At 35.1% G+C, this 16,237-nt stretch carries 17 protein-coding genes; 1 reads left to right on the forward strand and 16 read right to left on the reverse strand.

The annotated features are described in order from the left end of the window. The first annotated feature begins 39 nt into the window (after positions 1–39). Complete coding sequence (locus D1B33_RS14595; RefSeq protein ID WP_118877139.1) at positions 40–1,278, forward strand: mechanosensitive ion channel family protein; 1,239 nt, start codon at positions 40–42, stop codon at positions 1,276–1,278. 66 nt (positions 1,279–1,344) lie between these two features. Here D1B33_RS14595 and D1B33_RS14600 read toward each other — a convergent pair whose 3' ends face one another. The 16 genes from D1B33_RS14600 to D1B33_RS14670 form a co-directional block, all read right to left on the reverse strand. Beyond that, positions 1,345–1,569 carry a hypothetical protein gene (locus D1B33_RS14600; protein WP_118877140.1) on the reverse strand — a complete coding sequence of 75 codons (225 nt, stop codon included), beginning with the start codon at positions 1,567–1,569 and terminating at the stop codon, positions 1,345–1,347. A gap of 315 nt (positions 1,570–1,884) precedes the next feature. Further along, entirely contained in the window at positions 1,885–2,733 is an 849-nt protein-coding gene (locus D1B33_RS14605) for a stalk domain-containing protein (protein ID WP_118877141.1), read from the reverse strand. 243 nt (positions 2,734–2,976) lie between these two features. Further along, complete coding sequence (locus tag D1B33_RS14610; RefSeq protein ID WP_158582996.1) at positions 2,977–3,894, reverse strand: DMT family transporter; 918 nt, start codon at positions 3,892–3,894, stop codon at positions 2,977–2,979. 299 nt (positions 3,895–4,193) lie between these two features. Then, on the reverse strand, positions 4,194–5,330 hold the full coding sequence (locus tag D1B33_RS14615) for an ArgE/DapE family deacylase (protein WP_118877143.1): 1,137 nt from the start codon (positions 5,328–5,330) through the stop codon (positions 4,194–4,196). A gap of 156 nt (positions 5,331–5,486) precedes the next feature. Next, positions 5,487–6,758: a RidA family protein gene (locus D1B33_RS14620; RefSeq protein WP_118877144.1), complete on the reverse strand. Its 1,272-nt coding sequence runs from the start codon at positions 6,756–6,758 to the stop codon at positions 5,487–5,489. 452 nt (positions 6,759–7,210) lie between these two features. After that, entirely contained in the window at positions 7,211–7,420 is a 210-nt protein-coding gene (locus tag D1B33_RS14625) for a hypothetical protein (protein WP_028395991.1), read from the reverse strand. A 294-nt stretch (positions 7,421–7,714) separates the two neighbouring features. Then, a complete protein-coding gene (locus D1B33_RS14630; RefSeq protein WP_118877145.1) occupies positions 7,715–8,335 on the reverse strand; it encodes a hypothetical protein in 621 nt (206 codons plus the stop codon). A 283-nt stretch (positions 8,336–8,618) separates the two neighbouring features. Further along, complete coding sequence (locus tag D1B33_RS14635) at positions 8,619–9,005, reverse strand: pilus assembly protein PilB (RefSeq protein ID WP_118877146.1); 387 nt, start codon at positions 9,003–9,005, stop codon at positions 8,619–8,621. A gap of 463 nt (positions 9,006–9,468) precedes the next feature. Continuing rightward, positions 9,469–9,678 (reverse strand): hypothetical protein, encoded by a 210-nt coding sequence (locus D1B33_RS14640; RefSeq protein WP_118877147.1) that lies wholly within the window; start codon positions 9,676–9,678, stop codon positions 9,469–9,471. Between the two features lie 326 nt (positions 9,679–10,004). Then, complete coding sequence (locus D1B33_RS14645) at positions 10,005–11,072, reverse strand: NAD(P)-dependent alcohol dehydrogenase (protein ID WP_118877148.1); 1,068 nt, start codon at positions 11,070–11,072, stop codon at positions 10,005–10,007. A 121-nt stretch (positions 11,073–11,193) separates the two neighbouring features. Further along, positions 11,194–11,343, reverse strand: a complete 150-nt coding sequence (locus D1B33_RS18510; protein WP_158582997.1) for a hypothetical protein — start codon at positions 11,341–11,343, stop codon at positions 11,194–11,196. Positions 11,344–11,465: 122 nt separating this feature from the next. Next, positions 11,466–12,086 (reverse strand): NAD(P)-dependent oxidoreductase, encoded by a 621-nt coding sequence (locus D1B33_RS14650; RefSeq protein WP_118877149.1) that lies wholly within the window; start codon positions 12,084–12,086, stop codon positions 11,466–11,468. 348 nt (positions 12,087–12,434) lie between these two features. Then, the gene (locus D1B33_RS14655) at positions 12,435–13,769 is read right to left on the reverse strand and encodes an FtsW/RodA/SpoVE family cell cycle protein (protein ID WP_118877150.1); all 1,335 of its coding nucleotides are present in this window, start codon (positions 13,767–13,769) and stop codon (positions 12,435–12,437) included. Further along, positions 13,766–14,188 (reverse strand): PadR family transcriptional regulator, encoded by a 423-nt coding sequence (locus tag D1B33_RS14660; RefSeq protein WP_118877151.1) that lies wholly within the window; start codon positions 14,186–14,188, stop codon positions 13,766–13,768. Before D1B33_RS14660 ends, D1B33_RS14655 begins: the two co-directional genes overlap by 4 nt. Positions 14,189–14,191: 3 nt before the next feature. Then, on the reverse strand, positions 14,192–14,743 hold the full coding sequence (locus tag D1B33_RS14665) for a sigma-70 family RNA polymerase sigma factor (RefSeq protein ID WP_118877152.1): 552 nt from the start codon (positions 14,741–14,743) through the stop codon (positions 14,192–14,194). A gap of 433 nt (positions 14,744–15,176) precedes the next feature. Next, positions 15,177–15,911 carry a polysaccharide deacetylase family protein gene (locus D1B33_RS14670; protein ID WP_118877153.1) on the reverse strand — a complete coding sequence of 245 codons (735 nt, stop codon included), beginning with the start codon at positions 15,909–15,911 and terminating at the stop codon, positions 15,177–15,179. Positions 15,912–16,237 lie beyond the last annotated feature (326 nt).

The following is a 16,237-nucleotide window of genomic DNA, read 5'->3' on the forward strand; positions in this document are numbered from 1 at the left end:
TAAACATCTTTGTTAACATAGTAGGCAGGAGGAAGGTAAATGAGATTTATTTATAAACAACTGATTAATTATGGAGTAGATCCATTATTGGCTGAGTATCTTTCAGTAGCTCTTATGATTACTTTTATCGTGCTCATTTGTATAATTGCAAATTTTATAACGAAAAAGATTGTCATTCGGTTAATTACACATATTGTGAACAATAATAAGTTTGAATGGGATAATATTCTTTTAGAAAGGAAAGTTTTCCACAAGTTATCTCACATCGTTCCGGCGATTATTATTCATTATTTTGCCCAAGCTTTTCCAACCTATCAAGAACTCATTGAAAAAGGGGCAATTACGTATATAATTCTTGTCGGATTAAGCGTACTAAGTAGTTTATTGAACGCTATTCATGACATATATCAAAGCTTTGAAGTTTCAAAAGTGAGGCCGATTAAAGGATATATTCAAGTAGTTAAAATTATTGTCTTTGTCCTAGGGATTATTTTGGTCATAGCGAACTTAATCGGTGAAAGTCCACTCATTATCCTAAGTGGGCTAGGTGCGCTTTCTGCTGTATTGCTGCTGGTTTTTAAAGATTCATTATTAGGTCTTGTTGCAGGGATTCAGTTAACTTCGAATGATATGGTGCGTGTAGGTGATTGGATTGAAATGCCGAAATACGGAGCCGATGGTGATGTTATTGATCTTTCACTAAACACAGTAAAAGTACAAAATTTTGATAAAACCATTACAACCATTCCAAGTTATGCTTTAATTTCTGACTCTTTTAAAAACTGGAGAGGCATGCAAGCAACTGGTGGTAGACGGATCAAGCGCTCATTATTTATTGATACAACCAGCATTTCGTTTTGTTCGAAGGATATGATTGAGAAGTTTCGGAACATCCATTATCTCACGGATTATATTGATACAAAACAACGTGAAATTGCAGAGTATAATATCAAAAACCGCATAAATATAAGCAATCACGTAAATGGTAGGTCGCTTACAAATATTGGTGTATTTCGGGCGTATATTAGTAATTATATAAAAAACCATCCGGGAATCCATAAAGAAATGACGACAATGGTAAGGCAATTAGCGCCGAGTGAAAATGGGTTGCCAATTGAAATATACGCTTTTTCAAATGATGTGAATTGGGCGGTTTATGAGTCTATTCAATCTGACATTTTCGACCACCTCTTGGCAGTAGCACCAGAGTTTGGCCTTCGAATATTCCAAAATCCAACAGGAAATGATCTGAAATTAATTAATCCAACACAAAAATAAAGGCGATTCATAATAAGATGACAGCTTGAATAAAATCTAGGTGCTGTCCTAGAAGTCTAAGTGACTTTAGGATAGCACCTTTTTTAACATATTCTTTACCTTAGATACACTCCAAAAAGCAATTGTTACTGTTATAGCGTAAGTACTATATTTTATTATGTTTGCCATTTCTAAACCACCTGTTGAGTAAGTGTTTGGCGTGTAAATTAATGTTAAAATCACTCCTTGAATTAAATCGGCTATTCCAACTGATATGAACGCAATGATAAATAGTCCAATTATACTTTTCATTTTTCTACCTCCCTATTACCTTACTTACGGAAAATAAAAGTAAAAAGATTCAAATTGAACTCTAAACCATTTTATAAAGAGTCTTGTTGCACAAAATGGCCCTTTTCTTGAATAAAATTACAATTCCCACTGCAGAATCGTGCCGATTGTGAAGATTGCTATTCAACTAAATTCCCCGTTAATACTAAAATGAAAAAAAGCACAATTCTTGTTACAGAATTGTGCCCGATTCTAGAATAAGTAGAGTTGTTCTCTCCAAAGAAGAGCGTTAGTCCTCTTCGTTCGTTTATGCCCTCGAAAGTTCAATTACTAACGCTATACAGCTGTATTACTGATAATTTTCAGAAAACCGTTCTTATTGGCAGTATCTATTAACTGATTAATAGATTGAAATGCGTGATCAGTAAATACATACCATTGATTTTCAGTAGCGTCGTAAATTAAAACCTCTTGGTATCCTGCCAAAGTTTCAGCTGGGAAGGATTTAATTAAAGAATAAATATCAAAGCGTTTAACGCTATTGCCTTCTTGATTCAGAAAATCGTATTGTCCATTTTTATAATAGGCTCCAGGAGTGTCAATATCGTAATGCCACGAATAATTAGCAGGAGCTTCTACCTTACTGCCTCTATTTTTTATAAAAACATCATAAATTTCTTTATTATATACATTACCTTTAATTTGTCGTACTACACCACCCATGGTCATATGGACTTCTTCTTGGATTGCATTTATTTTCACGTTGTCTATGACTAAAGGCTTCGTATCAACCGTTACTGTGGAATTTTTGTAATTGACATTACAGCCAAATGTTTCTGCAAGAAAACGCATCGGAACAAATATACGATTATTCTTTATATATGGTTTTGCATCAAGCAGCTCCGTTTTACCGTTTTTTACTGCCGTATTACTATTTAGTTTTAATCTTACCTTCATATCATTTTTAGTGAGAGTGACTTCGGAATTCGACCAATTGACCTTCGCCGCCAAATTTTCACTGATTACACGCAAAGGCACCATTATTCGATTGTTATTAATCTCAGGATTTACATCCGATGCAATAACTACATCGTCAATCTTGATTTGAATGTTTGCTGCATGAACAGGAAAAGAAGAAAGCATTAAAATCAATGTAAGGAAAATTCCTGAGAAAAATTTTTTCATTATTTAATAGCTCCTTTTTTTAAGGTAAACGTCCCTTGAAAGAATTATTGTTTGTACCTCAAGCCAAGAAATCTCCATTAGTGAACTATATAAATTTCAATAAAGGTTTATGAATTCCCTTCTTAAACTATTCTGCCTATAACTAAAATGTAAACCTTTAACAATAACGGCACTTCTCTAACTAATACATTTTCCATTCTCCTCTCCTTTCTTTCAAACGAGGGCAAATTCCTGGATAATGGCTCATGATTGTTTTTCCCCAATATTTATACTAAAAACTCCCAATATGAATAATAATACAACACCCATTAAAGTCGTTGTTGACCAAGATATTCTTGGATCGAATAGCTGAAACAAAAAAGTAAAGACAGGAACGAAGCACAGTGACATCATCACTAGAAACGTCTCGCAATATTGAATACCTTTCTGCAATAAATACATTGGAAGCAAAACTCCAGCGACTGTTACAATTAAAATCCATAGTATATTTTCAAAAATATAATCAAATAGAATATTATAAGTAAATATAAATGACAAAATTATAATTCCATAAAGTCGGTGTGTCAGAATCATTGAGCTTGTCCACCCCATTCCGCTTAGCCGATTTGAATAATTCGTACATAAAACAGCCCCTAAACCACAAGCCACACTCGCAATTAATCCAAGAATGGCGCTTGAATCTAGATTCGTCTGAACACCTGAAACACCATTAAAGACAGAAATGACTAATAATAAACAAGCCGATAATGTACCGAATGCAATTCCCCACTGCGCTTTAGCAATAACCTCTCTTTGCATCAATGCGAGGAAAATCACAAATAATGGACCTAACCCCATCTCAAGCGAACTAACGATTGCAGGTTCAATAAATTTCAAGGCAAAGTAAAATCCCATAAAAGCTAAAACAGAGGATAAGTTTAACTTTAGCAGTGATTGCCATGAGGACTTCCATCTATAAGTTTCCTTTTGGCTTCTTGCAAAAAAGGAAAAATAACAGGCAGTCAAAAAGAAACTGATTCCTGTAAATAAAAATGGATGCGCATTTTGTACACGGCTTGCGTAAAATACTTGGCTTGCTGCAGTTAATAAAGCAGATAACAATAACGCAGTTACACCTAGCTTATACGTTCTATTTTTGGTGACATTTACTTCAAGCCGCACATTATTCCCCTTTTCTATGATTCTAATTAAACTCACCTTCAATACACTTTAAATTCTTTTAGAGATTTTATTTCACATATTGTCCTTATACATAAAAACTCTTAAGTAACTTTTCTTTAAACAATTCAACACTGATAATCTTTTCCCTTCTTCAACTATATGGTCTTTTTCATAAAGAAAGGCGCTTTCCTTATTCAGAAAAGCGCCATTTAAATATATTAATCTTTCCCTAATTCTCACTGAAAAGTCTCGGATATTTAAAATCCGGGACTTTTATGATGATCCACAATGTTAACCACTTATTTTAAGTATTCTTTGTAAATTGCTTTGTATATATCAATCATTTCCAAGTAATTTTCGATTGATACGTATTCGTCTGTTTGATGAGGCAAATCCGGAACGCCAGGACCATAGATGACAAGGTCGAATTCATTGTCAGCTTTAGTAAAGGCAGCTGCGTCTGTCGTTGGTGAAATGCCAGTTACAGGCAATTCTGTTTTGGAAACAGCTTGGATGGCTTTAATTAGTTCAGAATCTGCTTTAGACTCTACAGGATAAATATCATAATCAACGATCAATTCTAAGTTAAAACCTTCCTTTTTGTTCAATTCATCAACAATATTTTGTAATAATGCTTTAACTTTGCTGTTATCAAATTCAGGAATTGTACGAATATTGCCTTGCAACGTTGTAATAGCTGGAATACTGTTAACTTGGTTCCCGCCGTTGATGATTGTAATGGAATGAGCAGTTTCACCCAATACCTCATTTTTATATTTGTTGGTGATTTCTTGCATTTCTGCATTGGCAAGAGTCACAAATTCATTAATATTTGCAATTGAGTTAATGCCTTCTTTAGGCATTGAACTATGCGCAGATTTGCCACGGGAAACAACTGTATAGTTCATTGACCCTTTGTGGGTATAAATCAATGCCTGACCAGTTGGTTCACCAATAATCAAACCATCGAGGTCGTCTGCATAACCTTCTTTAGTTAATTGTTCAGAACCTAATTCTCCGACCTCTTCACCAACAGTTCCCATGAATTTCAAGGTACCATTGATGTCCACGTTCTCTTCTTTAGTTTCAATCATAGCGATTGCCAAAGCCACCAGACCAGCTTTCATATCCGTTGAACCTCGGCCGTATAATTTATCGCCATCGATTTCAGCTGAGAATGGCGGGAATTTCCACTCACTTTCGTCGCCAGCTGCTACTACATCTTCGTGTCCACTGATGCCTAAAACTTTACCGTCACCTTTTTTGTATAGGGCTACTAGGCTTTCACGGCCTTCGCAATATTTTACTTTTTTAGATTCAATGCCATATTGTTGGAATAGATTGGATAAATAATCAGCTACTTCTGATTCACGATCATTTACCGATTTTATTTTTATTACATCTTGCAAAACTTTTATGCGTTCCTCTCTATTCAACGTTTTCGTCCCCTTTCCGTATAACTGGTTTACATATGAAATTGTCTACCTTTTATACATACCCCTACAATGAAAAAAGCAATCAGAAACTGAAAAACGCAAAAAAAGAAGCTATCTCAATTTCATTGAGACAGCTCCTAAAACTATAGGTTCCTGTTATGCTTTTGGAGGTGTTCCTTCAGCATTTGATACAACAACATCAATTTGGATTAAAGCATCTTCAGGTAAAGCAGATACGCCAACTACTCTTCGTGCAGGTACACCACCTGGGAAGAATGTGTTGTAAGCTTCGTCTACAGCATCAATATCCTCAATATTTTTAAGGAAGATATTTACTTTAACCACATCGTCCATCACGTGATCGATACTTTCGACAATAGCCTTAGCATTTTTCAAGCACTGCTCAGCTTGCTCTTTTACACCACCAGCTACCAATTTACCCGTTTTCGGATCTAAAGGTAATTGAGCTGAAAGATGATTGTAATGAGAGAACGCTACAGTTTGCGTAGAAAGTGAGCTCTTTGGTGCGTTATCAGTGTTGTTTGCCCAAATAACGATGCCATGTCTGTCTTCAACCTCTTGTGGAGGCGTACCATCTCCGTGTGACACCACTGCTTCAATTTGCACCAAAGCATCCATCGGTAAAGCTGAAGCTGCAACAGTTGTTCGTGCAGGAACATAAGCTACGGCTCTGGCGATAGCTGAGTCTGGGAAAAATGTTGAATAAACTTCGTTTACCGCTTCAGTATCCGAAAGGTCTTTAAGGAAGATTGTAATTTTAACAATATCGTCAAAAGGAACGTCGATACTTTCTAAAATTGCCTTAATGTTTTTCAAGCTCTGTGCAGCCTGTTCTTTGACACCTCCAGCAACCAATCTGCCTGTTTTTGGATCGATCGGCAATTGAGCTGAAAGGTAATTGTAGTGGGAGAAAGCCACGGTTTGTGTAGATAGAGGGCTTGTAGGTGCATTCGCCGTATTATTTGTAAGCTTAATTAGGTCGCCTGCTTGTGGTGCGTTTGGAATTGTACCTTCACCGTGTGAAAGAAGTGCTTCAATTTGCACCATAGCATCCATTGGCAAAGCTGCAACTGCAACTGTTGTTCGTGCAGGAACATAGGTTGGGAAGAATGTTTTATAAACTTCGTCTACAGCGTCAACATCTTTGATATCCTTAACGAAAACCGTAATTCTAACGATATCGCTCATAACATGATCGATGCTGTCTACAATTGCCTTAATATTATTAAAGCACTGTTCAGCTTGCTCTTTTATTCCACCAGCTACTAATTCACCTGTTTTTGGATCTACAGGCAATTGAGCTGAAAGATTATTGTAATGAGAGAAAGCTACAGATTGTGAATATAAACCGTTGCCGTTTGGAGCATTTTCCGTATTTCTTGCTGATACTGCGTTATAGTTACTCATGATGTATTCCCCTTTTAAATCAATTTTTGATTCAATTTTCAACTCAAGTATGTACCGAAAAAACAAATCTTAACCAAGTTTTCTGATTGCGAAGACGAAAACGGATGCACGGAAAAAATCGTATTCTTACAAAACCGCCCGGAGTGCACCGAATGGCTGGCTGTTCCCACTATCCATACACCCCATTTCGATGAAGTCAATCATATGGTCATTGAAAACTGCTTTAAACTCAACTGATGCGTTTCTTCATGCAATTAAAAAAACAGCTCTCACTAGACATAGTCTTCGTATTTGAGCAAGTGTCAATTATAGCAGTATTGCTGCGTGTTGACTACTAATAGAATTCCGTGGGATGTATTTAATAGGTATATCAAAAATTTTAATCAACACGTCACATAAAAAACAGTGCCAACTTCCCTTAGAAATCGGCACTTCGTTTATTCGCTATATGGTTAGCGTGACGCTTTTGGAGGTTGACACACGTCACACTTACGTTGGTTATTATTTTTGAATTTCGTAAATGTTTTTTCAAAGTTGCTGCCACATGCACATTTAAATAGCAGCTTTTGAGAAAAACCATGATATTCCGTCGTTAGCAACTTACTTTCCGAATTGTTCTCAACAAATTCTTTAATTTTGCCAATTGTCCATCGTTTATTCATTCTCTTATACCTCCATATTTTGTCGGTCAGCGGAGGCTTTTCTTGGCATCCGTTCAATTAAAAACCAGTCATTATTATAATAAGTTCCTCATTATAGCATAAGCTTGTACACATTAAAATAAATAATAGTATATTATCAAACCAAACTACCAATTAGTTTAAGCACATTTAAAATTAAATGGTGCAGAACAAAGCCTGATTCGAACTTGCCCATTTACATTGGTTGCCTTGCTTTTCCATTCTCTGCTGCCCTATTCCTTTTTTCTTCGTAATTGGCCGATAACCTTGAATTTTTTATTTGGATAAAAGCCTCAAGACTTCTTCCTTTGTTTTCACATCTTTCATATCTGTCATTGCGAAATAAATGGAATTGCTTTCTACCGGTTCACGGTTGTCTTCTACCATTACATGCGTAATACTGGCGCCGCTTTCTTTAATCAACTGTTGCAATTCAAAGAAACGTTCCAATTTTTCTTCTTTAAGCGAAGCCGGATCGATCGGCGTGGAAGAATATAATTTTAGAGTACGTTTTTTGGAACCTAAATAACTTACTTTAAATTCTTCATCATAACTTTCAAATCCCAGTTGTTCAATCGCAGGAATCACTTTCTCTAATTTATGTAAAGCTTTGTCGGCCTTCAATGCTTCAGGATAATCATCAGTAATCGTATCAGTTGAAGGATTTAGTGTTGCTTTGAATAGTAGATCCGGATGTTTTTTCGGAAATACCACAAACGTAGGATGAGCAGCAATACCGTTTTCAATTACCTGTTCTACGCCAATTTTAAATCCATATTTCTCCTTTATATACTTTTCAACTTTTTGTGCATCCGTACTGTCAGCAAAGTACAGGGCAATGCCTGCAACTAAGGAAAAAAGAATTATTATTAGAATAGGTTCCAAGTTTTTCTTCACTTGTTTCACTCCAACTTTTGAAATTAATGTTACTTGATTGCAGCAAAATTAAGATATGAATTTTTACTCCTACTTCACAACTTTTCCTCTCTCGATTCTGCCATCCTAATCTCTTTAAAGGTTATTCCACCATCTGGTCCATTAATGAAAAAAGTGCTGATCCATATTACAGAATTGCGCCCGATTGCAGACTATATAACCCTCAAGTTTGTTGAAGAATGTAAACACATTATAGAAAATACAAGTCATATCATTTACTTAACTTTAATTCAAATTCTTCTACCTAATCGTTCCATTCAATCTTAAATGGTATTAGCGCTAAAAGTGAGAACAATGGGAAAATCAAATATACAGACATTAAATCAACAATAGTTAAGAACCAAGCATCAATACAACCTATCAACATTAACCCTATAATATTAAACAAAATAATCGATACGATTTTATTTTTAATCTTTTTAGAAATATAAATATTAATAGGAGCTGCCAAAACAATAGTAAAAAAATAAATTGCTAGATAGAGCATTACAAAAAGCATTAGATTCTCAAACATCGAAAGAGGCATTAAGTCCGATTCCGCCTCTCTCTCGATCAATAGAATACTTAACGTGGTAACTAATGCCACAATTATTGGTAATAGAAGCATTCTTGCTATATAATTTTTTCTCATTTGACTTTCCTCTTTAAATTATTAAAATCCAGTTCTTAAGATGACCGTTCTCTCTATTAAAGAATTGCAAATCAATTGTGGTAGATAGTCAATTAACTTATTAATCTTGCTGCTTAGATTTTAATTCAGCCCGTAATTTTTTTATTTCTTCCGTTTGTTCAAGAATATTATTGTTCAATCTTCTTATTAAATCATATATAGCAATTTACTTCTTAGAAAAATAAAAAATGCCGGTTTATCGATATTAAAACCATAAATATATCTTAACATTAATATTCAATTATTAAATGGCCCTTTTTATGATAGGAATGCTGATCCTATTACAGAATCGCGCCCGATTGTTTAAGCATTGAACATATTGAACAAATATGGTTCATGTTGAATTTACGATAATAAATTAAAGCCCCGAATTCTTGACAAGGAATTCGAGGCTAGTACAATTTACTTCTATAATTGGTTTTTATTATCGAATGTCGCAGTTGTTTGCATCACCATTACGGTTGCGTTTGAAATTAGCTTCGTTAATACGCTCTTCAAGTTCACTTGCAGCTCCGTTACGGTTGAAGTCAGCTTCTGCTGCAAATTCTTCACGATTATTTACATATTGGTTGCGATTGCGGTTAACGCTTGCTTCATTCGCAAACTCTTCTCGGTTGTTACGATTGTTAGCCATCTTTATTCTCACCTCCACCACAGATAGTTTGCGAAGAAAATTCCTTTATATTCTTCTAAGGCAAAATATAAAAAAACTGCCCATTCCAAATACAAAGGCAGTTTTTTGTAGTTATTAAGTTAACACTAAGGATGACGCTCACCTTATTTCAAATTGCGCCCTAGGCAAATTTATTCGATGATAACGCAGCAAGTGGAATCGGACTTCAACCGATTCACCTATTGCTAAATAAATATAAATAATCGGTAATCGGCACCTAAAAATAGCACCTTTCAAACTGCTTGAAAGGTGCTTTTCTCATTTCAATTTCGTACTTTGAGAATGTATTAATTCATTTTTAAAATAGGTTTAATAACTGAACCATTCTCTGATTCTTCAAAGGCCTTATTTATTTGTTCAAAATCATAAAATTTTACCATTCGATCAAATGGAAATTGCCCCTTTTTATAGTAAGAAATCAATTCTGGAATAAATTTTTGTGGAATTGCATCACCTTGACTTGTTCCTACAATACTGCCGCCTTTTAGTGCCAAGATTTCCAAAGGTATATTAAGGCTATAATCCGTCACGACAGTAGCCAGTTTTCCGAAAGTATCCAGCGATAGGATTGCTTGTTCAACTACCATATCTACTCCAGTCGTATCAAGTACATGCTGAACGCCTTTACCAGTAATTTCGTTGATTTTTTCCGCAACATTTACATTGCGACTATTAATAGTAGCTGTCGCACCCAACTCTTCCGCAAGTTCCAAGCGATTATCATGGAGATCGATTGCGATAATATTTTCGCACCCTGCAATTTTAGCAGCCATAATTGCACTTAATCCAACAGCCCCGACTCCAAATACCGCAATAGAACTACCTGCTTCAGGTTTTAGCACATTTAAAACAGTACTAGCTCCTGTTTGCAAGCCACAACCTAGTGGAGCCGCCAATGCTAAGTCCATATCCTTATCAATTTTCACAATATTCCTTTCGTTAACGAGTGAGTATGTTGCAAATGAAGATTGTCCAAAGAATCTGGATACCAATTGATTGGTATCTTGATCTATATGACTATTTAAATTAAGGTCAGCATAATATCTGCAATGTGCAGGGTGATTAGCTAAACAATTATCACATTTTCCGCAACTTGCAAATGAGACAACCACATGGTCTCCTTTTTGAAGTTCAGTCACTTCAGATCCTATCTCTTCAACAATTCCAGCGCCTTCATGACCCAGAACTGCGGGTGGATTGACCATACCTGTGTCTCTCCCTGAAACATCAGTATGGCAAATCCCGGATGCTGTTACTTTTATTAAAACATCTTTTGATCCAAGTTCAGGCAATTCAACGTCAGTGATTTCAAAAGGTTGTCCCGTTTTAGGTGTGACTGCAGCTTTTATTTTCATAATTATATTCTCTCCTTATGTAAAGTTTGTATTTGCTTTCTAATGGCAATTCACTCGTGGGAATGTCGCAGATAGCCTATCTTGGTTCCTCTTTCTGCAGCACCATGAATAGACCTTCACTTTAAATTTGATTCCCCACCCGTATAAAAATAAACTTCATTTCAAATAAGGTTAGATTAATAAAAGCAACAATCGTCAGTTTTTTTACGGAAGAAACCCACTCACTTCCAATCCGTTCCAATCGTACAGAAATGAGTCCTTTTCTGAGCATACGAACGTATTTCTCCGAAGAAGGCAATTAGTGTGCGGAAGGGCGGCAAGCTCTTGGCCTTCATAAAAACAAACGCTGATCCTTATTGCTGAATCGCGCCCCTTAATGGAATAACTGCACTATTAGTAGGCGATACCTACACGTGTTTTTATATAATCGCTGCTTTTTATTTGGCTAAATGCAAATTCTGCTGTATCCGGGACTGAAATTTTACTACCGCCCTCCGGTAAAAAATTAGGTTCTATTCGATATTTACCTAACCTTTCTCCATCCGGCAAATATGTAGGACAGACAATGGTCCATTCTAGGTTCGATTGTTGAAGCATATCGTACACTTTATTATGTTCTTGGGCAGCGCGGACTGACTTTTGTTTTGATTCACTTGACTGGTAACGCAGTAATTTGGGGCTAATTCTACTTTGAAGGATTCCGGCAGTTCCAATAGTGATAATTCGTTTTATACCTTCTTTTTCCATAGCTTCGATAATAAATGGCATACTTTCCGATAAAGTGGTTCCCCCATCAGTATTGAGTGCACTAATAATCACATCAATTCCATAGATCGCACGTATGATATCATCTTTATTTAATACATTGCCTCGAAAAAGAGTCAAATTTTCATGGTTTATTTGAATCTTCTCTGGAGTGCGAACTAGTACAGTAACATGCTGTTTGTCTTCAAGGGCATAATTAACTAATTGACTTCCAACTCGTCCAGTTCCACCTAAAATTAATATATTCACTCTAAAAAGAACCTCCCTCTATGAATTCAATCATTACACTAAACCATTAAAACAATTTATATTTTTTAATTACGTTGGATGACTTAAAGTATATTATATATTTTCACAAACTCTTAAAATTTAGGATGAGATAATTTTCTTTGGAGAAGATGCTCCACAATCTCCCTCTTTTCATGAAGAAAGTACGCTTTCCTAATTTCAGAAAAGCGCCCTTTTATGGAATAACTAAATTTGTTCTCATTAATAAAACCAATTATTTCATCAAATTACCGGTACTTCGAGATTAAGAAAAAGGCGACAACTATTATTTAGCTGTCGCCCTTTTTATCATCATTCTGATTTTTGACTTTAAATGTTTATATCATCTGCTATCGTTGGTTCCACAATATCCTTTCTTCGATAAACATTTAAAATGAACCCTAAAACAGCAGCATAAAAAAGGATTGCACTTCCTCCATAACTAATAAATGGCAGGGAAACTTCCATGATGGGCACGATTCCAAAGGCCATCAATATATTCCAAGTAGTAGGAACGGCAAATAATACAGAACCACCGATTACGATTAATCTCCCATAAAGATCTTTTGTTTTAAATGCATTTTTTGAGATTCTTAAAATAAAAATCAGCAGAACCAAGCAAAGACCGATTCCGAATGTCCAACCAAGAGAATAGACGAGGAAGGGGAAAGCAAAATCTGTATGTGATTCTGGCAACAATTGAAATTTCAAATCATTATTAAGCCCGTTACCGAACCATCCCGCTTCTGCAAGTACATTCCTAACGACCATATACATATATCCGGCTCCATTTGGATCGGCATTTGGGTTTATAAAAGTAGATAATCTAGTAAGAAAATAACTTTGGTGTGAGGTCGTAGTAATAATGATAATGATGAAGATGATACCAGCCACTAGATTTGATACGACTAGGTTGATAGCTAATTTCTTATGAACACGTGCAAATGTAAACATTCCTAGTAAACAGAAAAAGTAAATGACCCCAACCATAAAGTTTGGCACTATCATGTAGAGCAATATGGGAATCCAAAATAAAACAAGAAGAAATCCTTGTTTTTTCCAACTGCGAAACTCATTTATTTTGTTAAAAATACCGGCCCAAGCCAGGAAAAAGAAAAATAAACTCAATATAGTGCCATCGACCGTTAGGCCTGGAAGTGAAATCCATCTTTTTGCTCCGTTGACCGTATATCCAAATAAATAGAGATATACGTGAATGAACAAGCCGATAGCATAAAAGTGCATCCACCAATTCTTTGATTTTTGATAATTAAAGGAAAGAAACCCAATAATCACAAGAGCAGCTAAGGAGTACCAGATAGCTTGTCTCCCCATAATATGGGTGATTGATGATGAAATCCCAGGAATTCCACCAACTAACGGGAGAAAACTGATACTAGCAAAAATAACAAATAAAACAATTAGAATCCAATCCATTTTTGGCTTATGAAGGTGATTTAATTTCTCTCCAATAATAAATGGATTTCCCATTTCTTGAATGGCCTTTTCTTCTGAATCTTCTTCAGAAAATCCTCTTTTTTTGTAAGATTGACTTAACTCTTGCAGATGATGAGTAAGCTCTTTTTTTATCCTGTTGTGGGCCTCCGTAGATTTGACTTTGGAAGTGACTTTGCTTAAAAATTCTTCAAATTTGGGAGAACTCATAAAGATGCCTCCGTTATGAAGGGATTAAGGGATAGTCCTTGTTTAGTGGTATCTTGTTTATAAGTAGCTAAGTATTTTTTACCTTTGGAGTTTAAAGAATAATATTTCTTGTTATTTATCCAATTTGAAGTAAGCATTTCTCTATTTTCTAATAGATGTAGCAGTGTATAAAGCTGCCCTTCATTTTTTTGGAAAGCACGTTCATTTTTTTGAAAAAGTTGGACAGAAATATTGTAGCCATCCTTTGATTCGTGCTGAACAGATTCTAATATAGCTATAATGGTTTCTGTATGAAATTGTGATTGCTGATTCGTACGAATGGCTTCACGCACGGCATTTTTTCTTTCATTAGAAAAAGAAAAATCCTTGAATATTGATTTTTCCATCGAACTCTTCAGGTTCTTAAATGGATCATTCATCTCCTAAACCTCCTCTATCATCTTGTCTTTTAATAATTCCTTCGCACGCTTTAATCTCGTTTTTAATGTATTTATATTTACTGAAGTAATCTTGCTTATCTCTTTTAAAGACAGTTCTTCATAATAATGTAGAAATACGACTTCTCTGTACTTTAGAGGCAAATTCATGACGGCATTCGTTAAGCTATTTTCTTCACTATGCTTGATAACCTCCTCTTCCACCTGTTTTGACTTAGAAGGAATATGGTCAAATACTTTATTGCTAAGCGTTATTTTGCGATAATGCCAGCTTCTTAAATAGTCCTTGCAGTGATTACTCGCAATGCGATATAGCCAAGTTTTTATTGTTGACTGCTGATTAAATTGATTTAATTTTTCATAACACTTTATAAATATCTCTTGTGCTAAATCTTCTGCTATGGTTCGGTTTTTTACATATGTATATACAAGATGCAGGATATCATCGCTGTATTCACGCATTAATTGATCAATAATCTGCTCATGCTCATCCAGCATCATTTCATCTGTCACCGCCAATTGGTTTAGTTCATTCATCTAGTTGTCACCCCCTCATATATCTTAGACGAAGCTACCCTTCATTCAGTTTGAAAAAATATAATTTTTTTATGACCGTCTGTATTCTAGAGTATAAGTGGAAAAAGGAACAACCTCTTATCAGATTGTTCCAAAATGTTGTAGGTGGTAGGTTAGGTTGCTTTTAAGACTACTTATTCGACTAATGATCCCTTATTTCTCAGAAGGAACTGTAATTGCAACAGTTCTAATCAGAATTGCATATTGTTGTAAATCTGCATTTACCGTTACCAATTAGTTTAAGTGTAGACCTCCACAATATCTACTTTGCAAAATAATTGTTATTAAACAATATGGCCCTTTAGCTGAAGAAGGCACAATTCCTTTTCAAGAATTGCGCCCGAGTGTTGATTACAAAGATTCAAAATAATAAAGTGTTCCTGTTATAACCCCTTCATTCTCCTTCAACGATTTTTGCAAATTCATCAAGAGTTGTTGAATAATTGATATAAATCCGTGGCAAAAGATAGAGTTCGTCTTTTTTGCCCTTCTCAGAAAATAGTTCAGGTGTTGTCGTAAGTCCAAACAAATAGTATTTCTTCGTTTCTGCTACCACCTTATTATTGAAATTTCCGTAGGGGTACGCAAGAACATTCACTGGTTTGCCCGTTATTTTTTGAATTTTATCTTTGGATTCTTTCAGTTCGTATTCATAATTGTTTATTTTCGTCAAATAAGGATGTGTAGCAGTATGAGATTGAATTGAGATGATTCCCGAATCAGCCATCATTTTTAAATCCGATTTCGATAATCGGTTGGAGCGACCGATAAAGTCAGCAATAACAAAAATGGTACCACTTGGTTTAAAACGGTCGGTTTTCAGTTTTTGAAAGATATCAAATGCATTGAGATTGTTTTTGTACCCATCATCAAAGGTAATGAAAATGGGTTTGTTTACTTTATCAATGTCTTGCCATCGATCAAAAGTTAATAATGTGAAGCCATGGTCTTTTAGATAAATCATTTGTTTCTCGAAATTTTTCGGTGTTACATATAACTCCTTAGCACCATGACCTTTAAATTCGTCAATTGAATGATATATTAAAATAGGTACTTTACGTTGAGCAGAAACTTGTGATGGAAGAATTAATATAAGAAGACAAAGGAAAAACATTGCAACCTTTTTCATAAAACTCCTCGCTTTATATCTTTTTTTATTATTCTTTATTATCCCTCAAAAGCATGGGGCTATTCTGACTTCTCCCATAATACATTCCATCTACCATTGATCAAGTGTGACTTTAATAATCCTGCTCTTAAGTTTAATTCCTTCGACTAATCTCCAAAAATATACTAGCATTACCATAAGTATTTTATTTTTCTTGATATTTTTCCTCTATTAAATGGCTCTTAATTGAAAACAAGCGCTAATCCGTATTACAGAATCGCGCCCGATTGTTGAGGATTGTTATTGAACTAAAGCCTCCGTTACTTTAAGTACATCTTTTCACAATA

Origin of the sequence: Ureibacillus yapensis (assembly GCF_003515775.1) — a bacterium.
Classification (GTDB): domain Bacteria; phylum Bacillota; class Bacilli; order Bacillales_A; family Planococcaceae; genus Ureibacillus; species Ureibacillus yapensis.

Coding starts and splice junctions, on each gene's coding strand:
- D1B33_RS14635 (WP_118877146.1), bottom strand. CDS start 9,005: ATGAGAAAAAATTATATAGCAAGAATGCTTCTATTACCAATAATTGTG.
- D1B33_RS14620 (WP_118877144.1), bottom strand. CDS start 6,758: ATGAGTAACTATAACGCAGTATCAGCAAGAAATACGGAAAATGCTCCA.
- D1B33_RS14600 (WP_118877140.1), bottom strand. CDS start 1,569: ATGAAAAGTATAATTGGACTATTTATCATTGCGTTCATATCAGTTGGA.
- D1B33_RS14670 (WP_118877153.1), bottom strand. CDS start 15,911: ATGAAAAAGGTTGCAATGTTTTTCCTTTGTCTTCTTATATTAATTCTT.
- D1B33_RS14645 (WP_118877148.1), bottom strand. CDS start 11,072: ATGAAAATAAAAGCTGCAGTCACACCTAAAACGGGACAACCTTTTGAA.
- D1B33_RS14595 (WP_118877139.1), top strand. CDS start 40: ATGAGATTTATTTATAAACAACTGATTAATTATGGAGTAGATCCATTA.
- D1B33_RS18510 (WP_158582997.1), bottom strand. CDS start 11,343: ATGCTCAGAAAAGGACTCATTTCTGTACGATTGGAACGGATTGGAAGT.
- D1B33_RS14655 (WP_118877150.1), bottom strand. CDS start 13,769: ATGAGTTCTCCCAAATTTGAAGAATTTTTAAGCAAAGTCACTTCCAAA.
- D1B33_RS14660 (WP_118877151.1), bottom strand. CDS start 14,188: ATGAATGATCCATTTAAGAACCTGAAGAGTTCGATGGAAAAATCAATA.
- D1B33_RS14605 (WP_118877141.1), bottom strand. CDS start 2,733: ATGAAAAAATTTTTCTCAGGAATTTTCCTTACATTGATTTTAATGCTT.
- D1B33_RS14640 (WP_118877147.1), bottom strand. CDS start 9,678: ATGGCTAACAATCGTAACAACCGAGAAGAGTTTGCGAATGAAGCAAGC.
- D1B33_RS14625 (WP_028395991.1), bottom strand. CDS start 7,420: ATGAATAAACGATGGACAATTGGCAAAATTAAAGAATTTGTTGAGAAC.
- D1B33_RS14665 (WP_118877152.1), bottom strand. CDS start 14,743: ATGAATGAACTAAACCAATTGGCGGTGACAGATGAAATGATGCTGGAT.